The 25,054-nt window shown below is 35.6% G+C and carries 20 protein-coding genes; 10 read left to right on the plus strand and 10 right to left on the minus strand.

Annotated elements, in window-relative coordinates; genetic code table 11:
- Positions 1–3: 3 nt before the first annotated feature.
- The 7 genes from GQ45_RS11695 (at position 4) to GQ45_RS18020 (ending at position 6,970) form a co-directional block, all read left to right on the plus strand.
- Positions 4–762, plus strand: coding sequence for a DUF1080 domain-containing protein (locus GQ45_RS11695; RefSeq protein ID WP_047418155.1), 759 nt, complete (start codon positions 4–6; stop codon positions 760–762).
- 30 nt (positions 763–792) lie between these two features.
- Entirely contained in the window at positions 793–1,602 is an 810-nt protein-coding gene (locus tag GQ45_RS11700; RefSeq protein WP_047418157.1) for a DUF1080 domain-containing protein, read from the plus strand.
- A 68-nt stretch (positions 1,603–1,670) separates the two neighbouring features.
- Complete coding sequence (locus GQ45_RS11705) at positions 1,671–2,528, plus strand: YicC/YloC family endoribonuclease (RefSeq protein ID WP_047418160.1); 858 nt, start codon at positions 1,671–1,673, stop codon at positions 2,526–2,528.
- A 114-nt stretch (positions 2,529–2,642) separates the two neighbouring features.
- Entirely contained in the window at positions 2,643–3,218 is a 576-nt protein-coding gene (gmk, locus tag GQ45_RS11710) for a guanylate kinase (protein WP_047418163.1), read from the plus strand.
- Between the two features lie 3 nt (positions 3,219–3,221).
- Complete coding sequence (gene nadD / locus GQ45_RS11715; RefSeq protein ID WP_047418165.1) at positions 3,222–3,809, plus strand: nicotinate (nicotinamide) nucleotide adenylyltransferase; 588 nt, start codon at positions 3,222–3,224, stop codon at positions 3,807–3,809.
- Between the two features lie 352 nt (positions 3,810–4,161).
- Positions 4,162–6,654 (plus strand): zinc-dependent metalloprotease, encoded by a 2,493-nt coding sequence (locus tag GQ45_RS11720; protein ID WP_047420342.1) that lies wholly within the window; start codon positions 4,162–4,164, stop codon positions 6,652–6,654.
- Positions 6,655–6,805: 151 nt separating this feature from the next.
- Positions 6,806–6,970, plus strand: coding sequence for a hypothetical protein (locus tag GQ45_RS18020; protein WP_156125421.1), 165 nt, complete (start codon positions 6,806–6,808; stop codon positions 6,968–6,970).
- Here GQ45_RS18020 and GQ45_RS11725 read toward each other — a convergent pair.
- The 3 genes from GQ45_RS11725 to GQ45_RS11735 all read right to left on the minus strand — a co-directional run bounded on the left by GQ45_RS11725 (position 6,957) and on the right by GQ45_RS11735 (position 11,182).
- Entirely contained in the window at positions 6,957–9,257 is a 2,301-nt protein-coding gene (locus GQ45_RS11725) for an inorganic phosphate transporter (RefSeq protein ID WP_047418169.1), read from the minus strand. The two genes, GQ45_RS18020 and GQ45_RS11725, sit on opposite strands and share 14 nt — an antisense overlap.
- Positions 9,258–9,331: 74 nt before the next feature.
- Complete coding sequence (locus GQ45_RS11730; RefSeq protein ID WP_047418172.1) at positions 9,332–10,537, minus strand: porin; 1,206 nt, start codon at positions 10,535–10,537, stop codon at positions 9,332–9,334.
- A 258-nt stretch (positions 10,538–10,795) separates the two neighbouring features.
- Positions 10,796–11,182: a carboxypeptidase-like regulatory domain-containing protein gene (locus tag GQ45_RS11735; RefSeq protein ID WP_052188208.1), complete on the minus strand. Its 387-nt coding sequence runs from the start codon at positions 11,180–11,182 to the stop codon at positions 10,796–10,798.
- A 145-nt stretch (positions 11,183–11,327) separates the two neighbouring features.
- On the opposite strand from GQ45_RS11735, the gene dgt reads away from it, so the two are divergent.
- The gene (gene dgt, locus GQ45_RS11740; protein ID WP_047418174.1) at positions 11,328–12,674 is read left to right on the plus strand and encodes a dGTP triphosphohydrolase; all 1,347 of its coding nucleotides are present in this window, start codon (positions 11,328–11,330) and stop codon (positions 12,672–12,674) included.
- Between the two features lie 151 nt (positions 12,675–12,825).
- Here the strand turns inward: dgt and GQ45_RS11745 are convergent, their stop codons facing one another.
- Together GQ45_RS11745 and GQ45_RS11750 are read right to left on the minus strand one after the other, a co-directional pair.
- A complete protein-coding gene (locus tag GQ45_RS11745) occupies positions 12,826–13,932 on the minus strand; it encodes a DUF3078 domain-containing protein (RefSeq protein ID WP_047418177.1) in 1,107 nt (368 codons plus the stop codon).
- Positions 13,919–15,697 (minus strand): 1-deoxy-D-xylulose-5-phosphate synthase, encoded by a 1,779-nt coding sequence (locus tag GQ45_RS11750; RefSeq protein WP_047418179.1) that lies wholly within the window; start codon positions 15,695–15,697, stop codon positions 13,919–13,921. The genes GQ45_RS11745 and GQ45_RS11750 overlap by 14 nt, the downstream gene beginning before the upstream one ends.
- Positions 15,698–15,909: 212 nt before the next feature.
- On the opposite strand from GQ45_RS11750, the gene GQ45_RS11755 reads away from it, so the two are divergent.
- Positions 15,910–16,353: a nucleoside deaminase gene (locus tag GQ45_RS11755; protein ID WP_047418182.1), complete on the plus strand. Its 444-nt coding sequence runs from the start codon at positions 15,910–15,912 to the stop codon at positions 16,351–16,353.
- Positions 16,354–16,437: 84 nt separating this feature from the next.
- Here GQ45_RS11755 and GQ45_RS11760 read toward each other — a convergent pair whose 3' ends face one another.
- From GQ45_RS11760 to aspS, 4 genes are all read right to left on the minus strand, one after another.
- On the minus strand, positions 16,438–16,632 hold the full coding sequence (locus GQ45_RS11760; RefSeq protein ID WP_047418186.1) for a cold-shock protein: 195 nt from the start codon (positions 16,630–16,632) through the stop codon (positions 16,438–16,440).
- A gap of 76 nt (positions 16,633–16,708) precedes the next feature.
- On the minus strand, positions 16,709–16,972 hold the full coding sequence (locus GQ45_RS11765; RefSeq protein WP_047418189.1) for a hypothetical protein: 264 nt from the start codon (positions 16,970–16,972) through the stop codon (positions 16,709–16,711).
- 179 nt (positions 16,973–17,151) lie between these two features.
- The gene (locus GQ45_RS11770; RefSeq protein WP_047418190.1) at positions 17,152–18,945 is read right to left on the minus strand and encodes a chloride channel protein; all 1,794 of its coding nucleotides are present in this window, start codon (positions 18,943–18,945) and stop codon (positions 17,152–17,154) included.
- 36 nt (positions 18,946–18,981) lie between these two features.
- Positions 18,982–20,736, minus strand: a complete 1,755-nt coding sequence (aspS, locus tag GQ45_RS11775) for an aspartate--tRNA ligase (protein ID WP_047418193.1) — start codon at positions 20,734–20,736, stop codon at positions 18,982–18,984.
- Positions 20,737–21,108: 372 nt separating this feature from the next.
- Here aspS and GQ45_RS11780 point away from each other — a divergent pair, with 372 nt between their 5' ends.
- On the plus strand, positions 21,109–21,456 hold the full coding sequence (locus GQ45_RS11780; protein ID WP_047418200.1) for a toxin-antitoxin system YwqK family antitoxin: 348 nt from the start codon (positions 21,109–21,111) through the stop codon (positions 21,454–21,456).
- 85 nt (positions 21,457–21,541) lie between these two features.
- Here GQ45_RS11780 and GQ45_RS11785 read toward each other — a convergent pair whose 3' ends face one another.
- Positions 21,542–25,045 carry an efflux RND transporter permease subunit gene (locus GQ45_RS11785; protein WP_047418203.1) on the minus strand — a complete coding sequence of 1,168 codons (3,504 nt, stop codon included), beginning with the start codon at positions 25,043–25,045 and terminating at the stop codon, positions 21,542–21,544.
- Positions 25,046–25,054: the final 9 nt, after the last annotated feature.

The following is a 25,054-nucleotide window of genomic DNA, read 5'->3' on the forward strand; positions in this document are numbered from 1 at the left end:
TGTATGAAAAAAATAATGATGATCTCAATGGCTGTTCTACTTTTTATAAGTTGTAAAAATAAGCCAACTAAAAATGCCGTACTAGAGGAACAAACAGAAATGGATCTAAGCATGACTGAAGCATCTAATAACGAAGAATGGATCGTACTATTTGATGGTACTTCATTTGATAGTTTTAAAGAATACCTAAAAGAAGGAGTGTCAGAGCATTGGAAAATCGAAGATAGGGCAATGGTTTTTTATCCTCCAAAAGAAAGAAAACCTAAAGAAGCATTTAATTTAATAACTAAAGATAGCTATACCGATTTTGTACTTTCATTAGAGTGGAAAATTTCAGAAGGCGGTAATAGTGGTATTTTTTGGGGAGTTAAAGAAGATGAACAACTGTCTGAAGCCTACGAAACAGGTCCTGAAATTCAGGTTTTGGACAATGAAAAACATCCCGATGCCAAAGCAGGAAAAACGCATCAGGCTGGGGCTTTGTACGATATGGTGGCACCTTTAAAAGATGCGACAAAACCGGCAGGCCAATGGAATACGTGTCTCATTACGATCAATCATAAAACCAATCAAGGTATCGTTGTTTTGAATGGAGAAGAAATTGTCACGTTTGCTGTAAACGACCCTGAATGGGGAGCCATGGTCGCCAATTCTAAATTCGCCACTTGGACCGATTTTGGTAAATATCCAACAGGGAAAATTGGTTTGCAAGACCATGGCGATGCTGTTGCTTTTCGAAATATTAAAATCAAAGAATTATAAAAAATAAATGCCCACTCAAATAAACCACTAATGAAATATTTTTATATACTCGTATTATTTGTTTTTTTTTCTTGTAAAGATGCAGGAAAGCAAAGCGTTGAAGAAGAACAGGATAGTGAAATAATTGTTTATGAAGAATATTCAGGTGAAGAACCCACTACACCAGAAGAAACAGAACTATATAAGCCTGTGCCGCCAGAAGTTCAAACATACCCAAAAAGCAGTGCGCCCAGTGATGCCATTGTGCTTTTTAATAATAATAGTTTAAATGAATGGGTGAGTGTTGAAAATCCTGAAGTACCTGCAGAATGGATTATTAATCCGGATAGTAGTTTTACAGTTAAAAACAAATCAGGAGATATTAGAACTAAAAAAGAGTTTGGCAACATTCAATTACATTTAGAATGGAGATCTCCTGCGGAGATACAGGGAGAAAATCAAAGTAGGGCGAACAGCGGCGTATTTCTTCAAGGGAGATATGAAGTACAAATTTTAGATAACAATAATAATGACACCTACGTCAATGGGCAGGTAGCCTCTATTTACAAACAGCATATTCCACTAGCAAAGGCGTCAGTGCCCAGTGGTAAGTGGAATACCTATGACATCATATACCACGCTCCCGAATTCAATAAAAGAGGCGGTAAAATTAAATCAGCGACTATTACAGTACTTCATAATGGTGTTCTAGTTCAAGATCACGTAGAAATTAAAGGAACAACGCCTTATATAGGCTGGCCAAAAAATGAGGCACATGGTAAGGCACCTATTATTTTGCAAGATCATGGCGATAACAGTAGGGTTAGTTTTAGAAATATTTGGGTACGTGAACTTAAATAGTGAAGCCTAGAAAACCTTAAAACCCTAAACCGAATTTTAAGTATCTTTGCCAAAAATTACTGCATTTTATGATTCAATCTATGACGGGGTTTGGTAAACATGTGATTCAACTCCCAAGTAAAAAAATAACCATCGAAATAAAATCTTTAAACAGCAAAAGTTTAGATTTGAATGCACGGATGCCATCGGTGTATAAAGAAAAGGAACTAGAGCTTCGTAAAACTATTGCTACTGCTTTGGTACGTGGTAAAATAGATTTTAGTTTATATCTTGAAAGTACGGGCAGCGAAACCTCTTCTGTCATTAATGAAGAAGTTGTGCGGCAGTATATGCAACAATTAAATGCTATTGCCAGCGTCAACACGGAGAAATCATTAGAAATTGCTATGCGAATGCCTGATGCATTAAAAACTGAACGCGAAGATATTGATGAACAGGAGTATAAAGCTATAGAAGAGGCACTTGAAATAGCCTTGCAGGAAATCAATTTGTTTAGGTCTGAAGAAGGTCAAGTTTTAGACGATGATTTTGTGGCACGAATAGGGACAATTACTTCATTATTACTGGAGGTCGCTGAATTGGATAAAGCACGCTTGGATACCATCCGAGAGCGCTTAGAAAAGGCAGTATCCGATTTAAAAGTAAGCCTTGATGAAAATCGTTTTGAGCAAGAACTTATTTACTATTTAGAAAAATATGATATCACGGAAGAAAAAGTGCGTCTAAAAAACCATCTTGATTATTTTATGACGACCCTTAAATCAACCGACTCAAACGGAAGAAAGTTAGGCTTTATTTGTCAAGAAATAGGCCGTGAAATAAATACCATTGGTTCAAAAGCCAATTTTGCACCACTACAGCAGGTAGTGGTACAAATGAAAGATGAGTTAGAGAAAATTAAAGAACAAATGTTAAACGTACTGTAATGAAACCAGCCGGGGCAAAAAGGTACTTTTAAACCCCATGCTGATGCGTAAATTACAAACTTCTATTCAAGAAAATAGAGGTATTACATTTTTAAAATAACATAATACCAGCATATGAAAGGCGGTAAACTTATTATTTTTTCAGCCCCTTCAGGGAGCGGTAAAACTACCATTGTTAGACATTTATTAGCACAGGAAGACTTAAATTTGGCCTTCTCTATTTCTGCAACGTCTCGTCCAAGAAGGGGGAAAGAAAAACACGGAGAACACTATTATTTTATGACGCTCTCAGAATTTAAAAAGCACATAAAAAATGAAGACTTTTTAGAGTGGGAAGAAGTATATCGCGATAATTTTTATGGTACCTTAAAAAAGGAGGTAGAACGTCTTTGGGCAGAAGGTAAACATGTAATTTTTGATATAGATGTTGTTGGCGGGCTTAGAATAAAAAAGAAATTTCCGGATCAAACCTTAGCAGTTTTTGTAAAACCACCTAGTGTTGATGAGCTTAAAATACGCTTAAAGAAAAGAAGTACAGAGAGCGATGAAAAAATAAATATGCGTATTGCAAAGGCATCGGTAGAATTAGCAACAGCACCTCAGTTCGATAAAATCATTAAAAATTACGACTTAGATGTAGCCTTACAGGAGGCTCACGATCTAGTTGCTGAATTTTTACAAGAGCATTAAAAAGTGAAAAAAGTAGGACTCTATTTTGGAACCTTCAATCCTATTCATATTGGCCACTTAGTGATTGCCAATCATATGGTCGAATTTTCAGATTTAGACGAAGTGTGGTTCGTGGTCACACCTCAAAGTCCGTTTAAAACTAAAAAATCTTTATTAGACAATCATCACCGTTACCAAATGGTGTACGAGGCTACAGTAGGGTATGATAAATTAAAGCCTAGCAACATAGAGTTTAAGCTACCACAACCCAATTACACCATAAATACCTTAGTGCATCTCGAAGAAAAGTATAAAAGCAAATATGCTTTTTCTTTAATCATGGGAGAAGACAATTTAAAGAGCTTTCACAAATGGAAAAATTATGAGGTAATCCTTGAAAATTATAACCTTTGCGTATATCCTCGAATTTCTGAAGGTGCTATGGAGCATCAATTTATAAATCATCCAAAAATTCAAAGGGTTGATGCCCCTATTATGGAAATTTCCTCTACGTTTATTAGAAAAAATCATAAAGCAGGTAAAAACATCAAACCCTTACTTCCTGAAGCTGTTTTTAAGTATCTAGATGACATGAACTTTTATAGGAAGTAGACCCTATTTTTCAGGTTTTTCACCCCATGAATAGCTTTTTTTAATACGCTCAAACGGCTACTGTGATTTTCTTGATTTTTTATGCCCCAGATATTTTTTTAAAAATCATACCTCTTCCTTATCATCGCTATTTACCAACGAAAAAATTACTGTTGCTAAATTTTTTAGATGAATCTTCATTTCAGCACTAAAAAAAGGGCACTCCTCATTTTTATGTTAATATTATTCTAAATTCACTAGGAACAAGTCTTGTTTTTCTAATTTAGAAACCGCTAATCAAACAGGCTTTTTTTGAATGGTTTTAATTTTGAGAAAGAGCCGAAGAATTAGTTTAAAAAATAAATACTTAAAAATGAAAAAACTACTACTATTTTGCGTTTGCATGTCCTTATTTTCGCTACCAAACGTACAAGCTCAAAAAAAGAAAAAAAAATCAAAAGAAGTTGTTCAACCGGCGCCAAAGCCCAAAGACAAGGATGCGATAAAAAGCTATGCTGAGGTCATTACCAAAGAAGCCATAACTGATGAAGGCTTATTTAAAACACATCAAGTAAAAAAGGCGTATTTCTATGAAATTCCGATGAGCCTATTAGAGAAAGATATGCTTTGGGTGAGTAGAATTGCTCAAATACCTACCGGTTTAGGAGGTGGTTTTGTAAATGCAGGTTCAAAAACCAACGAGCAAGTAGTACATTGGCAGCGGTATCAAAATAAAATTTTATTGAAAATAAAGTCATATGCCAATATAGCAGACAGTACAAAAGCCATCTCAAAGTCAGTTCAAGTCAACAATTATGAACCTACTTTATTTGCTTTTGATATAGAAGCTTTTAATTCAGATTCTACTGCTGTAGTTATTGATGTTACCAAGTTTTTCTCTCAAGACGTTCCAGCCATTAGCGGCCTTTCTGGCCGATTACGCACGGAGTACAAAGTTAAAAGATTAGACGCTTCTAGGAGTTTTATTAACAGTGTTAAAAGCTTTCCAAAGAATATTGAAGTTAAGCAAGATTTCACGTATGAAGCCTCTCAACCGCCGTCAAATGCTGATTCAGAATCTATAAGTCTTCAAATGAATCAGTCTATGATACTTTTACCAGAAAAACCAATGCAACCAAGATTAAACGATCCTAGAGTTGGGTTTTTTACAGTAAGCCAATATGATTACGGTAGTGATGAATTAAAGGCAGATGAAAAAACATACATTAGACGCTGGCGATTAGAACCAAAAGACCCAGAGGCTTATGCACGCGGAGAATTGGTAGAGCCGGTGAAACCAATTGTTTATTATTTAGATCCTGGAACTCCTGAAAACCTAAAAGCATACATTCGCCAAGGTATCGAAGACTGGCAAAAACCTTTTGAAACAGCAGGTTTTAAAAACGCCATTATCGCAAAAGATGCTCCAACACCTGAAGAAGATCCTGAATTTAGTCCTGAAGATATTCGGTATTCAGTAGTGCGTTATGTGGCAAGTACCACCAGAAATGCAGTAGGACCTAGTGTTTCTGACCCTAGAAGTGGAGAAATTATCGAAAGTGATATTATCTGGTATCACAATCATTTAAGAAGCTATAGAAACCGTTATTTGCTAGAAACAGGAGCAGCAAACCCATCGGCTAGAACCCTAAGTACATCAGAAGAAGAAATAGGAGAAATGATGCGAATGGTTATTGCACACGAAGTAGGCCATGCACTAGGTTTTCCGCATAATATGGGTGCAAGTTATGCCTATCCTGTAGAATCTTTAAGAGATGGTGCCTTTACTCAAGAATTTGGTTTGGCAGCTAGTTTAATGGATTATACCAGGTATAACTATGTAGCACAACCAGGTGATAAAAACATCCGTTTTGTGCGTCAAATGGGACCTTATGATCACTATGCCATCAATTGGGGCTATCGTTTTCTTCCCGAAGCTAAATCACCAGAAGATGAAAAACCAACCTTAAATAAATGGATTTTGGAAAAAGCCGATGACCCTAAATATAAATATGGGCGACAATCGAGTTCTTTCGATCCAGAATCACAAACTGAGGGAGTAGGCGATGATCCTGTCTTGGCAAGTACTTATGGATTAAAAAACTTAAAATATGTCGCAGCAAATTTACCTGCATGGACATCGGATAAAACTAATAATTACGATGATTTAGAAGAGTTATATGGCGAGCTTTTAGGAGTATATTCTCGTTTTGTGGGTCATGTGGTAACAAATATTGGGGGCGTTATCGAAAATTTAAAAACTCCAGAACAAGACGGATTTGTATATACACACTTAGATAAAAAGTCGCAGCAAGAATCAATGCAATGGTTGCAAAAAAATATATTTGAAACACCTGATTGGTTGATTGATAAAAAAATACTACAAAATATAGATCACGCGGGTTATTTTGAAAATGTAAGAGGCTTACAAGAGCGTCATCTTAATGCAATATTGAGTTTTGATCGTTTAGGAAGATTAATTGATGCCGAAACCACTAATGAGAATTATTATAGTGCTTTAGAAATGATGAAAGATCTACGCTCAGGTATTTGGAGTGAAGCTTACAGTGGCAAAAGCGCAAGTATTTACAGGAGAAATTTACAACGCTCTTATGTGGATAGAATGGGTTACTTATTAACGAATGAGGGCAGCTCAAGGCGGTCAAGTAGATCAGGTGTTGAAGGAGCCATTAGTTATGACGTTAATGTTTCTGATGTGCGTTCCTTAGCTCGTGGAGAGTTAAATACCTTACGTTCTCAACTTAATAGAGCGAAAAATACAGGAGTAAACACCATTACAAGGTACCATTATGAAGATGCTATAGCAAGAATAGATGAATTGCTTGAAGGTAGTTCCGCTAAGTAATATGTAGCTCTTTAGCAGTATTCTCATAAAGTAATCAGTGTTCAGCAGCAGTAGGCAGGTTAAATAACAATGAACTGCTCACTGCTGCTGATTACTTTTTAAGGCTTATTTTAAATATATTTCAGGAAAAAATCATCTTAAAATTAGCTTTATGCTGCAAGAATGTTTCACTTTTAGCCTACAGCCTACAGCCTACAGCCTACAGCCTACAGCCTACAGCCTACAGCCTACAGCCTACATCCTACAGCCTACAGCCTACAGCCTACAGCCTACAGCCTACATCCTACAGCCTACAGCCTACATTACTTCTGAGTAGGATCTACTTTTGCTGGTTTTACAGAGCTGTCATGCTCATTATAATAAAGTTCTAATAGATTCATAGTAGCGACTAGAAGGTCTTTTGTCTCCTGTAGCAATGAAAAATATAGCGTAGTATTTTTTGGACTGGATTCTTCAGTTCTTGTTCTGGCTACTTGTTTTTCAATTTTTTGCGACACAAGGTCATAAGCTTCTTGTTTATGCTTTAAAATAAGACCTATCTGCTCAAAAGAATTAGAATCAAAAGCGGCTTTGGTTGCTGAAAAAACATGATCGAGTTTCGCATCAATTTCCTTGAGCTCTTTTATTTGGTTATATTTTAATTTTTTATGATTGTTGTGAATGTGTTTGTGACTTACTTTGGTAATATATTCTAAGGATTGCGCCATGTCTTGCAAGTACCCTAAAATACTGATGTAAAAATTACTAGCACCTAAACTAGATTCATCTAAATTTTTTATAAAATAAAAGATGTTATCTCGGAGTTCATCAATCTCGTTAGACAATTTAGTTACCTGTTTTTTGTTCTTTTTAAGGGCATCTAAATCTTGTCTGGCTAAACCATCAATAGCATTCGTATAAATTTTATTACTTCGTTTTACAACGCTAGAAATATTGTCCGTACTTTCTGAGATGACACCTTGAATAGAACTGCTTTCCGCTCTCTTAAGACTGTCTTCGGCTTTGATTTCCTTCGTTTTTTTATTGTAGGAAATGTAATTTCGGGCTAATAATAAAAAAGCCGCAAAAAGCAATACTGCGATAGCGGCACCTTTTCCAAAGCTGATAATCGCTAAAATAATACCAGCAGTCACAAAAGCGATGATGGCTGTTCCAAACCAACCGCCAATGACATTTAAAACACCAGCAACTCTATAAACAGCGCTTTCAGCGCCCCAAGCTCTATCGGCTAAGGAACTACCCATCGCTACCATAAAGGTTACATAGGTGGTAGATAAAGGTAGTTTGTAAGAGGTTGCAATAGAAATAAGAATACCGGCGACCATTAGATTTACGGCAGCTCTAACCATATCAAAAGCAGGCATTTCGTAAGTTTTATCTTTTGCCATTTCAATAACAGGCTTACTAAAGCGTTTGTCTAGTTTGTTTTGTGCAACTTTTGGAATAAATGACGATGTTATCGTTGAAATTCCCACAGCAAACCGAACAATAGTTCTCGATAAATAATTAGGCTGAAAACGCTCTTTACCGTCACCTTCTCTGGCTAAATTAATTTCTGTTTCAGCAACATATCTGGCTTTCTTAGAAAGCCACAGGGTAGTGACCATAACAATCCCTGAAATAAATAATAAGAGCGTGGGAGTTTCTACTTTGTCAGACAAAATACTCATGCCAAATTCTGTTGCAGGTATACCTGAGGCTGCCCAAGCTTCATACGATTGCCATGCGGCTATAGGTACCCCAATAAAATTTACCAAATCGTTACCTGCAAAAGCCAAAGCCAAGGCAAAGGTACCCACACCAATAATAATTTTATAGATGTTAAATTTAGCGACATGTATTAATAGGTAAGAAAGTACAGACCATAATAAAAAGTTTCCAAGAACGAGTGTAATTGCCTTTGCCTCAAGATAATTTTTAATAGTCATTCCCTCCAAAAACTCAAATTGTTGACTTGCGTATGCGGTTCCACCAATACCTTTCATTAAAATAAAATAGGTCATGGCAGATAATGCAAATCCACCAAATACGGCACTAACCCATTTGGGCTGTCTTTCAAAATTAAAAGACAATAAGGATCTGGAAATCCATTGTACAAGGGCCCCTATAGAAAAAGCAATGACCACAGATAGTAAAATTCCCAGGACAATTTCTGTTGCTTTTTCGGTATTTATATAATTAACAACGTCTGTAAAACTGCCATTATCATTTGCAATTTTTATAAGCGCCATAGCTACCGATGCACCTAAAAGCTCAAAAACGATCGAAACCGTAGTTGAGGTAGGCATCCCAATCGTATTAAAAAAGTCTAATAAAAGAATATCAGTAATCATGACCGCCATAAAAATGAACATGATTTCATTAAAATAGAATTCGTTAGGGTTGAAAATTCCTTTCCGGGCTACTTCCATCATCCCGCTAGAAAAGATAGCCCCTAAACCTATTCCAACACTAGCCACTATCATTATGGTCTTGAACGATATGGCTTTTGAGCCAATAGCCGAATTTAAAAAGTTTACTGCGTCATTACTAACACCTACAACCAAATCAGCGACTGCTAAAACGGCTAAGGCTATTATCATCAATAGGTAAATATTATCCATCTTTTAAGAAAAAATTAGTTTGCAAATATTAAAGGAAAATACAAATATAATGTTAGGTTAAAGTTATTTTTTTATCAAAAATGAATATCTACTTGTAGGCGATACATGAGTTCATCAGGATTGTTAACAATGGTAAGATAACTTAAATCTGTTTGAACTTTTAATTTATGGCCAACAATATATTTTGAAAGTCCAACCGTATATTGATTTTCTATACGTTCACCGATGCTTATTTCATCTAAGGTAACGTTTGTATACCTTCCCGAAACTTCCCAATTATTCTCAAAAAGATACCCCGATTGAAGATTTAAACCACTACCTACCTCTACCGTGTCGCCCGTAAGCGTGCCGTCAGCATTTTTAGCAAGGGCATCATCAGCATTTCTTAAGGCATACTCTCCCATAAAAGAAAAGCCTTGGTACTTAAACATGGCATCTACAAAAAGTGAATTAATATTAGTTTCAAAAAAACCAGTATCATTTAACATATAACTACCTTGGTTACTTCTAGTTTTTACGGCGTTATTATTAAAATCATAAGTAACTGCTAAAAGTAACTTAGCTTTTTCTTCCCTTTTTAAATCAGCACCACTGTAATCTCCTCCACTTTCGAAGGTTCCAAAGGGCAAAAGCTCTAAACGGGTAGTGTATTGGTAACCTCCAAAATTACCAACCGTAATATTTCTGCCTTCACCTTGCGAAATGGCTAATATTTCACGCATTAAAAACTTCTTTGAGAGGTTTGTTTTATGCCGAAGTTGAATACCCATGTCACGATCAATATTAAAACTTCTATTTAATAAAGAACGATCTACTTGTTGCAAATTTCCTGAAGAAATAACACGTTCTATATTCCCTGGTAGTTTTGTTTGGCCTAGCCATAACTCAAAATTTTCATAAAAATTCCACATCAAAACAGCATCAAAAATATACCTAGGAGCATTACCTGTATATATAGAGCCTCCAGATATATCTTGATTGGATAGTCCTAATTCTATTTTATATTCTAATTTAGGGGAATAGGCGAAGCCATCAAATTTTAAACGTGCTCGTCGAATCGCAAAATCAGAAGGTTGATTTATGAATTCGCCATTCGTGTTTTTTTCGTAATTAAAAACACTTAAAATTTGCATTCTTGTGGCAATTTTCATGCTCCAAGTACTGTCTTTCGCTACGATATTAAAAATACCTTTCCCAAAAGAGGTGTTGGCTGTTTCTTGAGCATGGGACGCTTGGATTAAAAATAATAGTAGGACCATGGTCCTATAAGCACTATTCATGATACTTGGTTTTTGTCGGGTACAAAGAACCAAAACCAATGTTAAGTTAATGTTTTGTGAATGTTATTAGTTGACTAAATAATACAAAAAAAAGCTACCTTGGCCAAAGGTAGCTTGTGATATTCAAATACTTAGTCGACAAAAACCAATGTGTACAATGAACTCACTTTAGTCTTAAGACATGAACAAATTTCGAGAATTACTGCTAATTTAAAGTAAGCTTAAGTTTAAGGAATCATTAAGCTAATATGTTTTTTTTTACCTCTTTCGCTTTAGTTTTTCGCTTGTGTCTGCCGCTACATGTTCGGAAGTAAGGGGTTGGTGAAGTATGTTTTTTTGGCTCAATTGGTGATTAACCCTAAGCATATCATTGTTTTTTACGTGAATGCTTACTTCTTTTGTGTCGTATCCTAAAAAACTATAAACAAGGGTGTAAGTGCCTGGTGCCAGATCAGAAAACTCAAAATTACCATGAAAATTTGTTTGGGTAACTCTACAGGTGTTTTTTAATTTCACCGTTGCAAATAAAAGTGGCTCACGGTCATAATTTTCGTCAGATAAGTTCCCGGTAATAACGGCGTTTTCTTGTGAAAATATGCACACGGTACTTAAAATAAAAAAGCTAAATAGTAATGTTTTAGACATTTTAATAAATCTATGATTTCAATTACAAAGTAAAGTCATAGATGTTAATATAAGGTTAGCGCTATATTAAGGTACAGTCATGAATATACCTTTACGATGAATATGCTCGTTTTAAAAAAATGTATCTTGCACAAAAAATAAGTCAATGAATTGGGAACAATTACTTTCGTTAAAACGGCAAGGTGATACACATAAAAGATTGCGAAAAGAACAAGATGAAACTCGTTTAGGTTTTGAAGTCGATTACGATCGAATTATATTTTCATCCGCGTTTAGAAGTTTACAAGATAAAACACAAGTAATTCCACTTTCAAAAACCGATTTTATACACACCAGACTAACCCATAGTTTAGAAGTTTCGGTAGTGGGACGAAGCCTAGGGCGCATTACTGGAAAAAAAATATTAGAAAAGCATCCCTATTTAAAAGAGATACAGGGGTTTCAAATCAACGATTTTGGAGCGATTGTTGCCGCTGCTGCCTTATCGCACGACATTGGAAATCCGCCGTTCGGGCACAGCGGAGAAAAGGCGATTGGCGAATTTTTTATTTCAGGAAAAGGAGAAAAATATAAAGACCAACTTACTGCAAAACAGTATCAAGACATCATCGATTTTGAAGGAAATGCTAACGGATTTAGACTTCTAACAGCTTCAAGAGAAGGTGTTGAAGGGGGGCTAAGACTCAGTTATGGTACTTTGGGTGCTTTTATGAAGTACCCGAAAGAAAGTTTACCCAAAAAACCATCAGAACATATCGCGGACAAAAAATTTGGTTTTTTTCAAGGCGATAAAGATGCCTTTATTGAAGTTGCTCAAGAGTTGGGGTTGGTACAAACTAGAACAGGAGAAAACCTAAGTTTTTCAAGACATCCTTTGACTTTTTTGGTGGAAGCTGCTGATGATATTTGTTACACGATTATAGACTTTGAGGACGGTATTAATTTGGGTTTAATTTCTGAAGAATTTGCTTTAGAATATTTGATTAAATTGGTAAAAGACAGCATTAATACTAAAAAATACAACGCTATGGTGCATATGCAAGACCGTTTGAGTTACTTGCGTGCACTAGCGATAAATACTTTAATTGCCGATGCCGTTGCTGTGTTTTTAGAGAACGAAGAAGCTATTCTAAAGGGAGAATTTACGGTTTCTCTGTTGGATAAAAGTAACTATAAAGCACAAATTGCCGACATCATAAAAATTAGTGTCGAAAAAATTTATCAGTCTCAGGAAGTGTTGGATAAAGAAATTGCAGGTTATAAAATAATCTCAGATATTTTAGATGTTTATACGACTGCTTTGATCCATAAAAAAACAGGTCATGCATCAAACTATGATTCTCTTTTAATACAAACCTTGCCAGAAGTGTATCAAACAACAGATGATATTTCAGTGTATGATATAGTACTAAATAGTTGTTGTTACGTGGCGAGTTTGTCTGACAGTGCGGCGGTTTATATTCACAATAAAATTATGGGGAAACACTTGTAGCGTTAAAAGTCGAATGTTGAATGTCAAAAGTCAAAAAATTAAAATATCATGAAAATAAGGCTAAATTCCTTGAATTGATCACGGTAAAATGCAAAGTAACTTTTTACCATTGAAACTTATTTTTAGGAACTAACAAGCATCAACTATTGTATTAAAAATCATACAATAAACCCACACCTAAAATTTGTTTGAACTGTATTTTAGGAACTCCATTTTGAACGATAGCACCATTGGCATCTTTTTGTTCGTCAAATAAAATATCATCGTCATAGATAACATGAGTGCCAAAGCTGGTACTAATGTATTTGTTTACCTTTAAATTAAAATTCAATTCCCAATCGACATCTATATTTCCAAAACTATTTAAATAATCAGAGTATAAACTCAACCTGTGATTTAAGGTGATGTTTTTTGCAATTTCATTCTCCCAGGTATTTGTCACTAAAAACCCAAGTTCCATATATACCTTTTTACCTTCCTCAATAATATTTCCATCTATATCCCGAACAGCTCTTTTGACACCAAAGGCACCTCTGTTCGCCAATTCTTGATTTAAAACAAATGTTGCTTTTTGAGTCAAGGGTGAAATATAGAGATCAAATTTTTTGCCTTCAGGAATGTATGAAGCTCCACCTCCTAAAAACAGATAGCCTGGAGCCATAAATGAAGAAATAGGGTTTTCAGTATCTGGGTATTTAAAGCCGTTTGTAAATTGCGTATTAAAATTAGTTTTTACCGAATAGTACCAATTGCTTATGGTATCTCTACGAAAACCAAAAGTAGAGCTAAACCTAATAACATCTTCCGTTTTACGAAGCTCCCTATCTTCCTGTGCGTTTAATCCATATCGTATTTCTAAATCATTATTCCATTGTATGTATCTGAATTTGTAGTTTCTGACAAACTTGGCATGTGCAAGGCCCGTTACAGAGTTATTACCACCAGAATTCCAATTCACAAAGGCAGCCTCACTAAAGTTAAAACCAATTTTATTTTGTGAATCCCAAAATGAAGGAATTCTAAATCTGTTGTATTTATTTTTTAGAGGTTTTGTTTTTTTAAATGAGATAACCGGATTGGTTAAGTTGGCACCACGAGGAATGTTTTTGATTCTATCTTGAAAGGCTCTAATGACAATAGTATCTATTTTAATAGAATCAACTTCCTGAGTAGGAGGAATACTATCTTGCGCATTTAGGTTTAAAAAGCCAACACAAAACACCGTAAAAAGGATATAGTTTAACCTATTTAAAAGCATGAATTATATGGTTTAGATTTAAAATTAATGATGACGAATCAATTTTAGTAGCTTCATGCAATTCTGCAGTAGTGCCATGTTCAATAAAAACGTCTTCTATGCCTAGAATAGTTATTGGCTTTTGATATTTGTTGGCATTGGCGAATTCTAAAATAGCACTTCCGAAACCTCCTATTTTACAAGCATCCTCAATAGTGATGATATGCTCGTAGGTATTAAAAATTTTGTCTAGCATTATAGTGTCTAAAGGCTTGACAAAACGCATGTTATAATGGCCAATAATTGAGGATTCAGCATATTCTTTAATCACCTTTGCTGCCATATTCCCAATAGCACCCATGGTGAGAACCGCGATTTTTGTGCCAATTTTTAATTCTTGGGCTTTTCCAATTTCAATTTTTTCAAACGGAAGCTGCCACTTTTTTAACACTCCGCGACCCCTTGGGTAGCGTATGGCAATGGGGTGCTCTAGGCCTAATTGCGCTGTAAACATCATATTTCTGAGTTCTAGTTCATTTATGGGGGCGCATACTATTAAATTTGGAATACATCGTAAGAAGGCTATATCGTAGACACCGTGATGTGTAGCACCATCTTGGCCCACTAAGCCAGCTCTGTCTAAGCAAAAAATTACAGGTAAATTTTGTAGCGCCACATCATGAATTACCTGATCGTAGGCGCGTTGCAAAAAGGTAGAATAAATAGTGCAATACGGAATTAAGCCTTGAGTTGCCATTCCTGCCGCCATGGTCACAGCGTGTTGTTCGGCAATACCAACATCAAAAGCTCTTTCAGGAATTGCTTCCATCATAAATTTTAAGGAACTGCCTGTGGGCATTGCAGGAGTAATACCTACAATCTTCGTATTGATTTTTGCTAATTCGACTAACGTATACCCAAATACATCTTGATATTTAGCAGGTTCGAAAGCAGTAGAATTTTGGATTAAATCGCCTGTTTTTTTATCAAACTTTCCGGGAGCGTGATACACTACTTGATTTTCTTCCGCTTTTTGTAAGCCCTTACCTTTCGTGCTTATTAAATGTAAAAGCTTGGGTCCTTTCACTTTTTTCAAGCGCTCTAAAGTTGCTATAACTAAGGGTAGATCATGCCCATCAATAGGACCAAAGTACTTGAAGTTTAAACATTCAAAAATATTTTCGTCTTTAGCGGTACCTTTTTTAACATTGGTCAAGTATTTTTTTAAAGCACCAACGCTGGGATCAATACCAATGGCGTTGTCATTTAAAATAATTAAAATATTCGAATCGGTGGCTCCTGCATGGTTTAACCCTTCAAACGCCATGCCACTAGCAATCGAGGCATCACCAATTACGGCAATATGCTGCTTGTTAAAGTCACCTTTTATCTGTGATGCAATAGCCATACCTAAAATGGCCGAAATAGAAGTAGAGCTGTGTCCTGTTCCAAAGGCATCAAACTCACTTTCACTGCGTTTTGGGAAACCACTAATACCGTTTAATTGTCGGTTGGTTGCAAAAACTTCTTTTCTTCCTGTGAGTATTTTGTGCCCGTAGGCTTGGTGGCCAACATCCCAAATCAGTATATCCTCGGGCGTATGAAACACATAATGCAAAGCTATGGTCAATTCTACAACACCTAAGCTGGCGCCTAAATGGCCTTCTTTAGTAGCGACTATATCAATGATAAAGTCACGCAGTTCATGCGCAAGTTGGGGCAAATCTTCTTGTTTAAGCAAACGAAGATCAATAGGCGCATGTATTTTTTCTAATAAACTACCCAATGCAAAAAAGATTAATTACAAAAGTACTGATTTTGGTGGTTTATCATAAGCAACCTTTCGGTTGTTTTCTTAAATAATGCCTTAAGCTCTTTTTTAATCATCTGATAAGGTATGTGGGGGTTTTTATAAAGAACAACTTTGAACCGTATTCAATTACATTAAGTAAAAAATTGTTTACTTTTCCAAAAATTTATAAGGTTTAAATTGGTTCTATGCTACTGCCCTTCGACGATACTTATTTTATGAAAAAAGCCTTGCAAGAAGCTGAAACTGCTTTTGAAAAAGGAGAAGTACCTGTAGGTGCTATAATTGTTGTGCAAGATCGGATTATTGCAAGAGCCCATAATTTAACAGAACAATTAAACGACGTTACAGCACATGCAGAAATGCAAGCGATAACCTCGGCGGCTAACTTTTTAGGGGGTAAATATTTAAAAGATTGCACCTTGTATGTAAGTCTAGAACCTTGCCAAATGTGTGCAGGAGCTTTGTATTGGAGTCAAATTTCAAGAATTGTTTATGCAGCAAAAGATGAGCAACGTGGTTGCAGCGTTATGGGCACAAAATTACATCCTAAAACTAAAATTGAAGGAGGCGTTTTGGCTGCAGAAGCATCTGAATTATTACAACGATTCTTTAGTCAAAAAAGAAAATAATAGTATTCAAATAAAGTACAAAAGGGCAACATCAAATACTATAATTGATGTTGCCCTTTTTAATTTTTTTCAGAAATACGGTATTTAACCTATTACTTCAACTTGTGCAGCAACAATACCTTTTTTCCCTTCTTCTTCTGCATATTCTACTTTGTCACCTTCATTAAGTTCGGCGCCATTTAGAGAAGTAGCATGTACAAAAATGTCTTTTCCTGTTTTGTCGTTGGTAATGAATCCGTAGCCTTTAGATACATTGTAAAATTTTACTGTTCCGGTCATTTGAATAAAAATTTAAAATAAATAATACTACAAATGTATAATATTTTAAGAAAAATATTTAATTTATCCTAAAAAATCAATCTTTACCTTGCTGGTTATCAGTCTTTTTAAGGGTTTGATCTCGCATTTTTCGAATGTTTTCTTCATTTAGCATATAGTCTTTCAATTTCTTTCCTTGGCTTACAGAAATTAAAAATAGGGGCATAGCCACTAAAAAGATGCCTACAGTACCAAAACCAATATATTTATGTGCCAAAGGCATCTGCTCGTCTAAAATAGAAAATCCGTAAATAATACTGCCAAAAGACGCTAATAGTATAAGTGTGATGATGTATTTCATATGTTTAAAGTCAAAAGTCAAAAGTCAAAAGTCAAAAGTCAAAAGTCGAATGCCTAAGGTCACAAAAAAAATTATTTTTTTTAGAATTTTAATTATAAATAGTTTTGCCTTGAAAATATTTTTCTGCTTAAAAGCTGTACGCATTTTTTTAAAGTTCCCTTTTTGGGCCTAGGGGCTACCTACTTTGTGAAATTAATAAGTCTTCTGCGATAAGCCGTTAGTAATTTAGATTTTGAGATAAAACCAACATAGGTATTATTTTTGGTAACGGGCAAATTCCAGGCGCCACTATCTTGAAATTTTTTCATGATGTCTGTCATTTTATCCGTATTTAACTCTATGATTTCTGGTGGCGAATGCATAATATCACTAACAAAAACTTCATCATATAATTTTTGATTAAACATAATAGAGCGAATATCATCTAAAAGAATAATACCTAAAAGATGCTGATCATCAGGGTCAATGACAGGGAAAATATTTCGATTCGATTTTATTACCGCTTCGTTAACCAGATTACCCAAGGTCATTGTGGGATGTACAACCGCAAAATTAGCTTCGATAACTTTATCAATATCCATTAAAGTGAGTACGGCATGGTCTTTATCATGAGTAATCAGTTCGCCTTTGCGGCCTAATTCCATATTGTACACCGAATGTGGATGGGCATATTTAGTAATGGCATAGGAAATGGCAGCAGTAATCATCAACGGAATAAATAATTCATAACCTCCCGTAACTTCAGCGATTAAGAAAATGGCGGTCAAAGGTGCGTGCAAAACGCCAGCCATTAACCCTGCCATACCCACTAGGGTGAAATTACTTTCTGATACCTTGAAATTAAAATAACCTAGGTTATTAATTATTTTAGCGACACAGTTACCCATGATACTTCCCATAAAAAGCGTAGGGGCAAAAATACCACCCACACCACCAGCACCGAATGTAAGGGCACTGGCAATTATTTTAAAGGCAACTAGACCCATAAGCAACAATACAATCATCCAAATATTTGTGGCTTCAAATCCAAAAATATTATTGGCTAAAACTTCGGCTGTATTTCCTTGAACCAAGCTGTTGATGACATCAAAACCTTCACCGTAGAGTGGCGGAATAAAATAAACCAGCGCACCCAAACCTATTCCACCCAATAATAGTCGTTTTATAGGGGAACCAATGGTATCAAAAAGTTTTTGAACCTTTTCGTAAACCTCGGTAAAATAGATAGATGTTAATCCTGCAATGATCCCCAATACCGCAAAAAATGGAACATCACTAATTTTAAACGTATCTTCTATCTTAAAAGGCAATAAAATATCATTTCCAAAAAAAAAATACGAGGTAATAATAGCTGAAATTGAAGCGAGCAATAAAGGTAACATTGAAGCAATTGTCAAGTCTAAACTAAACACCTCAATAGCAAAGATGATTGCTGCAATAGGTGCTTTAAAGATAGATGACATGGCGCCTGCAGCGGCACAACCAATCAATAAATTTCGAGTAGTTTGGTTCATATGAAACATTCTCGAAATATTAGAGCTTATAGCAGCGCCAGTGGCTACGGTAGGACCCTCTAATCCTACAGATCCCCCAAAACCTACTGTTAGTGGTGCTGTGATTAATGAGCCAAACATTTGATATTTTCGCATAATACCCTTGTGTTTCGCAATGGCAAAAAGGGTTGAAGGGATGCCGTGACTCACTTTATGTCGAATCACGTATTTTATCACCAAATACACTAAAATGAAACCGATAATGGGGAATACAAAGTAAAAAGCTTGGTGGTAATACCGTACTAAATTCCCTTCTAGTAAAAGCTGAAAAAAGTGGGTTAAATTTTTCAGAATTAGTGCAGCAATACCAGAGGTAAAGCCAATTAAAATACTCAAAAAATAAATAAACTGGCGTTCAGAAATATGCTTGACACGCCAAACAAGAAATTTAGTAAACCAAGTTTTTTTCTTTACTGTCATTATAAAAAGAATCCCGAAATATATCGGGATTATAAGTTACGCTTTTAATGCTAATTTAAGATGTAATTCTTTTAATTGGGCATCATCAATAAAAGCAGGGGCATCGATCATCACATCTCTACCGCTATTATTTTTAGGAAAGGCTATAAAATCTCTAATGGTTTCTTGCCCTCCTAAAATAGCAACCAACCTATCCAAGCCAAAAGCTAAACCGCCGTGTGGTGGCGCTCCATATTGAAAAGCATCCATCAAGAAACCAAATTGAGCTTTAGCTTCTTCAGGGGAAAATCCTAAATGCTTGAACATGGTTGCCTGCATTTCTTTGTCGTGAATCCGAATAGAGCCACCACCAATTTCATTGCCATTTAACACCAAATCATAGGCATTTGCTTTTACCGCTCCTGGGTCAGTATCTAGTAATTCTAATTGTCCCGGTTTTGGAGAGGTAAATGGATGGTGCATGGCGTGGTAATGACCTGTTTCTTCATCTAGTTCTAACAACGGAAAATCAACCACCCAAAGTGGTGCAAATACTTCTGGATCTCGCAAACCCAAGCGTGTAGCTAGCTCCATTCGAAGGGCACTTAATTGTGTTCTTGTTTTGTTTGTTTCGCCAGACAAAACACAAATTAAATCGCCGGGTTTGGCATTTGTTGCTTTTGCCCAATTGGCTAAATCGTCTTGATTGTAAAATTTATCTACAGATGATTTAAACGTGCCATCTTCATTGTAGCGCGCGTATACCATACCTTTAGCACCCACTTGCGGTCTTCTTACCCAATCTACTAAGGCATCTATTTCTTTTCTTGTGTATGCAGCTCCATTAGGAACAGCAATACCAACCACCAATTCCGCTTCATTAAAAATACCAAAATCTTTATGTTGAGCAAGGCTATTTAATTCGCCAAACGCCATACCAAAACGAATATCTGGTTTGTCGTTGCCATAGGTACGCATGGCATCGTCATAGGTCATTCTTGGAAAAGCATCAACCGAAATACCTTTAATTTCTTTTAATAGATGTTTGGTTAAGTTTTCAAATACTGTTAAAATATCTTCTTGCTCCACGAAGGCCATTTCACAATCTATTTGAGTAAATTCTGGCTGTCTATCGGCACGTAAATCTTCGTCTCTAAAACATTTTACAATTTGAAAATACTTATCCATGCCGCCCACCATTAACAATTGTTTAAAGGTTTGTGGGGATTGGGGAAGGGCATAAAACTGACCTTCGTTCATACGGCTAGGCACCACAAAATCTCGGGCGCCTTCAGGTGTAGATTTTATTAAATAGGGCGTTTCTACTTCTATAAAACCTTGATCAGATAAAAACTTACGCACTTCCATGGTAACTTTATGTCTGAACATCAAGTTGTTTTTTACTGGATTTCTACGAATATCTAAATAGCGATATTTCATTCGGATATCTTCGCCACCATCGGTTTTATCTTCAATGGTAAAAGGGGGCACTAAGGCCTTATTTAAAACTGTAAGGGCAGTGACCAAAATTTCAATAGCTCCTGTAGGGATATTTGGGTTTTTTGAAGCACGTTCCACCACAGTTCCTTTTACTTGAATGACAAACTCACGTCCCAAACTTTGCGCTTTTTCTAGGATGTTTTTTGGGGTGTTTTCAGCGTCAAAATACAATTGCGTAATTCCATACCGATCTCTTAAATCGATATAAATCATAAAACCTTTATCTCTGATGCCTTGTACCCAGCCAGAAAGGGTAACTTCTTCACTTATTTGTGCTGTTGTTAAATCGCCACAGGTATGACTTCTGTACATGGTTTTCTTAATTTGTGCACAAATTTAATGAACTGATTTAGACTTTTCGCAAATAAGCGAAAATTAGTTGTTTTTTGTTCTATTGAATACGCTATTGAGTTATATGGTATCGCTTTAGAAAGTTCAATAGGCAAAAAGCCGATAAAAAGCCGAGAAGAGTTCTTTAAGTATTTGTTGCTAAATACCATTTAATAAGACTATTTTGAAAGTTAGCTATTGCCTCTAAATTATTTACTAAAGTACTATAAATCAGATAAATAAAGCTTTAATGTAAATTTAATGTAAAGTAAATGTTAGATTAATGCATAATAATTGTATATTTGAAAAGGTTAGAGAAAAAGAATAGGTTACCAAAAATTTAAAAATTATATCATGAAAATTATATCCTTATTTATAGCATTAATGTTCACTGCGGCATTGTCAGCACAGGAAGCAAAGCCAACTTTTACAAAGGATGGCGATAAAGTAATAGCAACCTATTTCCATGAAAATGGAGAAATTGCTCAAACAGGAGAGTTCCTAAAAGGAAAACTTCACGGAGAGTGGAATATGTTCGATGAAGCTGGAAATAAAATAGCCTCGGGAGAATACTTCAGTGGAAAGAAAACTGGAAAATGGTTTTTTTGGAAAGGTGAGGAACGTAAAGAAGTAGATTTTGAAGACAGTAGAATTGTGAGCGTAACTAAATATGATGCCAAAGGCGCTGTAGTGGTTAACTAATTACAGCCTTAAAAATAGTATTAAAAAGCCCCAAAGACAATTTTGTCATTGGGGCTTTTACTTTTATGAATTGACATTTTTTTATTTAAACCTCTAAAGGATGCAATTCTTTATTTATATTTTCTGCATTCGCCTTTGCTTTTAACCACATCTTAAACTTCATGATTAAAAAGAATAAAACGGGCACGAGAATTAAGGTTAAAAAGGTAGCAATGAGTAAACCGTAAATAACGGTCCAAGCTAATGGTCCCCAAAACACCACATTATCACCACCCATGTAAATATTAGCATCAAAATCAGCAAATAGCGTAAAAAAGTTAATGTTTAAACCAATGGCTAGGGGTATTAAGCCTAAAATAGTAGTGATCGCCGTTAGTAATACAGGACGTAAACGTGCTTTACCAGCAATAACGATACTTTCGAATAAATCATTTTCCTCCAAATAATCAGATTCGTCTAGATCTAAGGTGTTCTTTTTTCTATCGATCACTAGCTGGGCGTAATCTAAAAGTACCACCCCATTATTAACGACAATACCAGCAAGTGATATAATCCCTACCATCGTCATCATAATAACAAAAGCGCTACCAGAAATCACCAAACCACCAAATACACCAATAAAGCTTAAAAAGATGGCAATCATAATTATTGCAGGTTTTGAAACGGAATTAAACTGGAAAATCAATATAAAGAAGATTAATCCTAAGCCTGTAAAAAAGGCACCTACTAAAAAAGCCATTTGCTTGTTTTGCTCTTCAATTTGACCGGTATAATCTATTTTTATATTATCAGGTAAGTCTTCATAGCTTTTCATTTCGTTCTGGATTTGAGCTACAATGGCGCCAGCATCCGTAAAACCGGGCGATAAAGCCGAATATACGGTAACCACACGCTGCGTTGCTTTGTGCTTAATGGCACTAAAACCAGAATTATTTGTATGGGTAACGACAGTAGATAAAGGAATATCTTTTAATTTTCCGGTATTGTCTCTAAACGTAATGTTCTGATTAAATAAGGCGCTGGTATTAAAGCGATTCGCCTCATTAAAACGCACATAAATATCAAAATCATCACCGTCTTCCTTATATACACCAGCTTTAGCTCCAAAGATAGAGTTACGTAGTTGTTGCCCAACTTGCGCAGCACTAATACCCAATTCTCCTGCTTTTTTTCTATCAATTTCCACACGCATGGTGGGTTTATCTTTATTGACATCGATTTTTAATTCATCAATACCAGCTATATTTTTAGTATTGATAAATTCGCGCATTTTTTCAGCTGTTCTAATCAATTCATCATAATTATCACCTTGAATTTCGATATTAATGGGAGCACCAGCCGGCGGCCCGTTCGCATCTTTTTCAACAGAAATTAAAACACCAGGATAAATACCCACAAGTGCGGTTTGTACTTTTTGACGTAAAAACTCACTATCTTCTCCACGTCGGTATTTGTACTCTCGCATCGAAGCTGTTATTTTTGCTTTGTGTGGCATTTCGGCAGCAGAACCGCCATCGGTTTGTGGGTTACCAGCACCTTCTCCTACTTGCGATACGGCACTTTCTACTAAAAAGTTATAATCACCGTCGGTATACTCGTCATCATTGATAACCTTATAAACACGTTTTTCAATTTCTTTAGTAATTGTATTTGTTTTTTCAATATCCGTTCCTTGTGGATATTCAATATAGACGATAATTTGATTGGGTTTGTTATCTGGAAAAAACTCTATTTTAGTTCTTTGAGAATCTACTGATATACCAAAAGCAACAAAAGATAAAATTAGCAATAAAAAAGTACCAATAGTTAAAGCGTAGGGTCTCCAACCTGATAAGGCACTTCGCAATTGACGCTCATACCAATTTTCGAGTTTTACTAAGGTTTTTGTTTGGAAATTATTAGCCCAACTACGTAAGAATAAGCGGTAGGCCCATAACAATAAAGCCGTAATAACCATTAAAGTACCCAAACCTCTATAGGCACCGCCAAAAATAAAAACTACAATACCAATACTTGCCATGATAGTGGTATTTCTAATAATAGTTTTTAAAGGCATGGCTTTGTCTTCTATAGTCATGTATTGAGATACCAAAACCGAGTTAAAAAAGATAGCCACAAATAGTGATGAGCCCAAAACAACAGAAAGGGTAATGGGTAAAATCATCATAAACTCGCCCATAATACCTGGCCATAAGCCTAAAGGAATAAAGGCTGCAACGGTAGTCGCAGTTGATATAATGATAGGAAAAGCTATTTCACCAATTCCTTTTTTGGCCGCTTCATAACGGCTCATGCCTTCATCCTCCATAAGGCGGTAGACGTTTTCAACCACCACAATACCATTATCTACCAGCATTCCAAGGCCCATAATGAGTCCGAAAAGCACCATGGTATTTAAACTTTGTCCTAAAAGCTCTAAAATCATTAAGGACATAAACATTGACATTGGAATAGCAAAACCAACGAAGATGGCATTTTTAAAGCCTAAAAAGAACATTAAAACGGTCACTACCAAAATTACTCCAAAGATGATATTGTTGACCAAATCATCAACTTGGCCAATGGTAACAGATGATTGGTCGTTGGTAATTGTAACTTTTAAGTCTGGTGGAAATACATCTTTGACAGCTTTATCAACGATAACACGAATTTGTTCTACGGCCGCTACCATGTTTTTTCCTGCACGTTTTTTAACATCGAGCATTACAACAGGAGCTCCAGATTCACGGGCGTAGGTAGTTTTTTCCTCTTCTTTAAAAGCGATATTAGCAATATCTTTTAAATAAATAGCATTACCGTTTTCTGCTTTTACCACGAAATTTTCAAGATCAGACGGACTTTCAATTTCCCCAAGAATTCGTATGGTTCGCCTTTGTCCACTGGCAATTAAATTACCTGCAGACATGGTCATGTTGCCATTATTAATAGCACCTATAATATCGTTAAAAGTAACCTCAGAAGCCATCATTTTATAAATGTCAACAGCAACTTCTACTTCTTTTTCTTGAGCACCACGAATATCTACTTTCTTTATTTCTAATAGATTTTCTATTTCATCCTGTAAATATTCTCCAAATTCTTTTAATTTTTCAATAGGATAATCTCCGGTTAAGTTGATATTCAGAATCGGCATTTCTTCCGATAAACTCAATTCAAAAACATCAGGTTCTACTTTGGCGCCGTTAAAAGTGGGCCAGTCTTCACTTGAAGTCTCTGTATCAATCTCGTCTTTTACTTTTTGTTTGGCTTGTTCAACAGTGATTTTTTCATCAAACTCAACCACTACCATTCCATAATCTTCTTGAGAAGTAGACGTTATTTCGATAACATTACTGACCGTTTTTAATTTGTCTTCTAAAGGATCAATAATGAGTTTTTCAATATCTTCTGCCGTATTCCCAGGGAATACAGAGCTTACATAAATTTTCGTTTCGTTTACTTCTGGAAAATTCTCTCTGGGCATATCGAAAAATGCGGCAACACCTAAATAAAAAATCACCAAAATAAGCACATACATGGTCGTTTTATTGTTAATAGCCCATGATGAAAAACCAAATTCTTTATCGACTTGTTTCTTTTTCTTAGTCATACTTTTTTG

The sequence above is a fragment of the Cellulophaga sp. Hel_I_12 genome (assembly GCF_000799565.1).
GTDB lineage: Bacteria > Bacteroidota > Bacteroidia > Flavobacteriales > Flavobacteriaceae > Cellulophaga.

Excerpts from the sequence above, each read along its gene's own strand:
- GQ45_RS11705 (WP_047418160.1), top strand. The coding sequence starts at position 1,671 with ATGATTCAATCTATGACGGGGTTTGGTAAACATGTGATTCAACTCCCA.
- GQ45_RS11720 (WP_047420342.1), top strand. The coding sequence starts at position 4,162 with ATGAAAAAACTACTACTATTTTGCGTTTGCATGTCCTTATTTTCGCTA.
- GQ45_RS11695 (WP_047418155.1), top strand. The coding sequence starts at position 4 with ATGAAAAAAATAATGATGATCTCAATGGCTGTTCTACTTTTTATAAGT.
- aspS (WP_047418193.1), bottom strand. The coding sequence starts at position 20,736 with ATGTACAGAAGTCATACCTGTGGCGATTTAACAACAGCACAAATAAGT.
- GQ45_RS11725 (WP_047418169.1), bottom strand. The coding sequence starts at position 9,257 with ATGGATAATATTTACCTATTGATGATAATAGCCTTAGCCGTTTTAGCA.
- dgt (WP_047418174.1), top strand. The coding sequence starts at position 11,328 with ATGAATTGGGAACAATTACTTTCGTTAAAACGGCAAGGTGATACACAT.
- GQ45_RS18020 (WP_156125421.1), top strand. The coding sequence starts at position 6,806 with ATGCTGCAAGAATGTTTCACTTTTAGCCTACAGCCTACAGCCTACAGC.
- GQ45_RS11785 (WP_047418203.1), bottom strand. The coding sequence starts at position 25,045 with ATGACTAAGAAAAAGAAACAAGTCGATAAAGAATTTGGTTTTTCATCA.
- GQ45_RS11730 (WP_047418172.1), bottom strand. The coding sequence starts at position 10,537 with ATGAATAGTGCTTATAGGACCATGGTCCTACTATTATTTTTAATCCAA.
- GQ45_RS11780 (WP_047418200.1), top strand. The coding sequence starts at position 21,109 with ATGAAAATTATATCCTTATTTATAGCATTAATGTTCACTGCGGCATTG.
- gmk (WP_047418163.1), top strand. The coding sequence starts at position 2,643 with ATGAAAGGCGGTAAACTTATTATTTTTTCAGCCCCTTCAGGGAGCGGT.
- GQ45_RS11765 (WP_047418189.1), bottom strand. The coding sequence starts at position 16,972 with ATGAAATACATCATCACACTTATACTATTAGCGTCTTTTGGCAGTATT.
- GQ45_RS11735 (WP_052188208.1), bottom strand. The coding sequence starts at position 11,182 with ATGTCTAAAACATTACTATTTAGCTTTTTTATTTTAAGTACCGTGTGC.
- GQ45_RS11700 (WP_047418157.1), top strand. The coding sequence starts at position 793 with ATGAAATATTTTTATATACTCGTATTATTTGTTTTTTTTTCTTGTAAA.
- GQ45_RS11760 (WP_047418186.1), bottom strand. The coding sequence starts at position 16,632 with ATGACCGGAACAGTAAAATTTTACAATGTATCTAAAGGCTACGGATTC.
- GQ45_RS11770 (WP_047418190.1), bottom strand. The coding sequence starts at position 18,945 with ATGACAGTAAAGAAAAAAACTTGGTTTACTAAATTTCTTGTTTGGCGT.
- GQ45_RS11745 (WP_047418177.1), bottom strand. The coding sequence starts at position 13,932 with ATGCTTTTAAATAGGTTAAACTATATCCTTTTTACGGTGTTTTGTGTT.
- GQ45_RS11755 (WP_047418182.1), top strand. The coding sequence starts at position 15,910 with ATGCTACTGCCCTTCGACGATACTTATTTTATGAAAAAAGCCTTGCAA.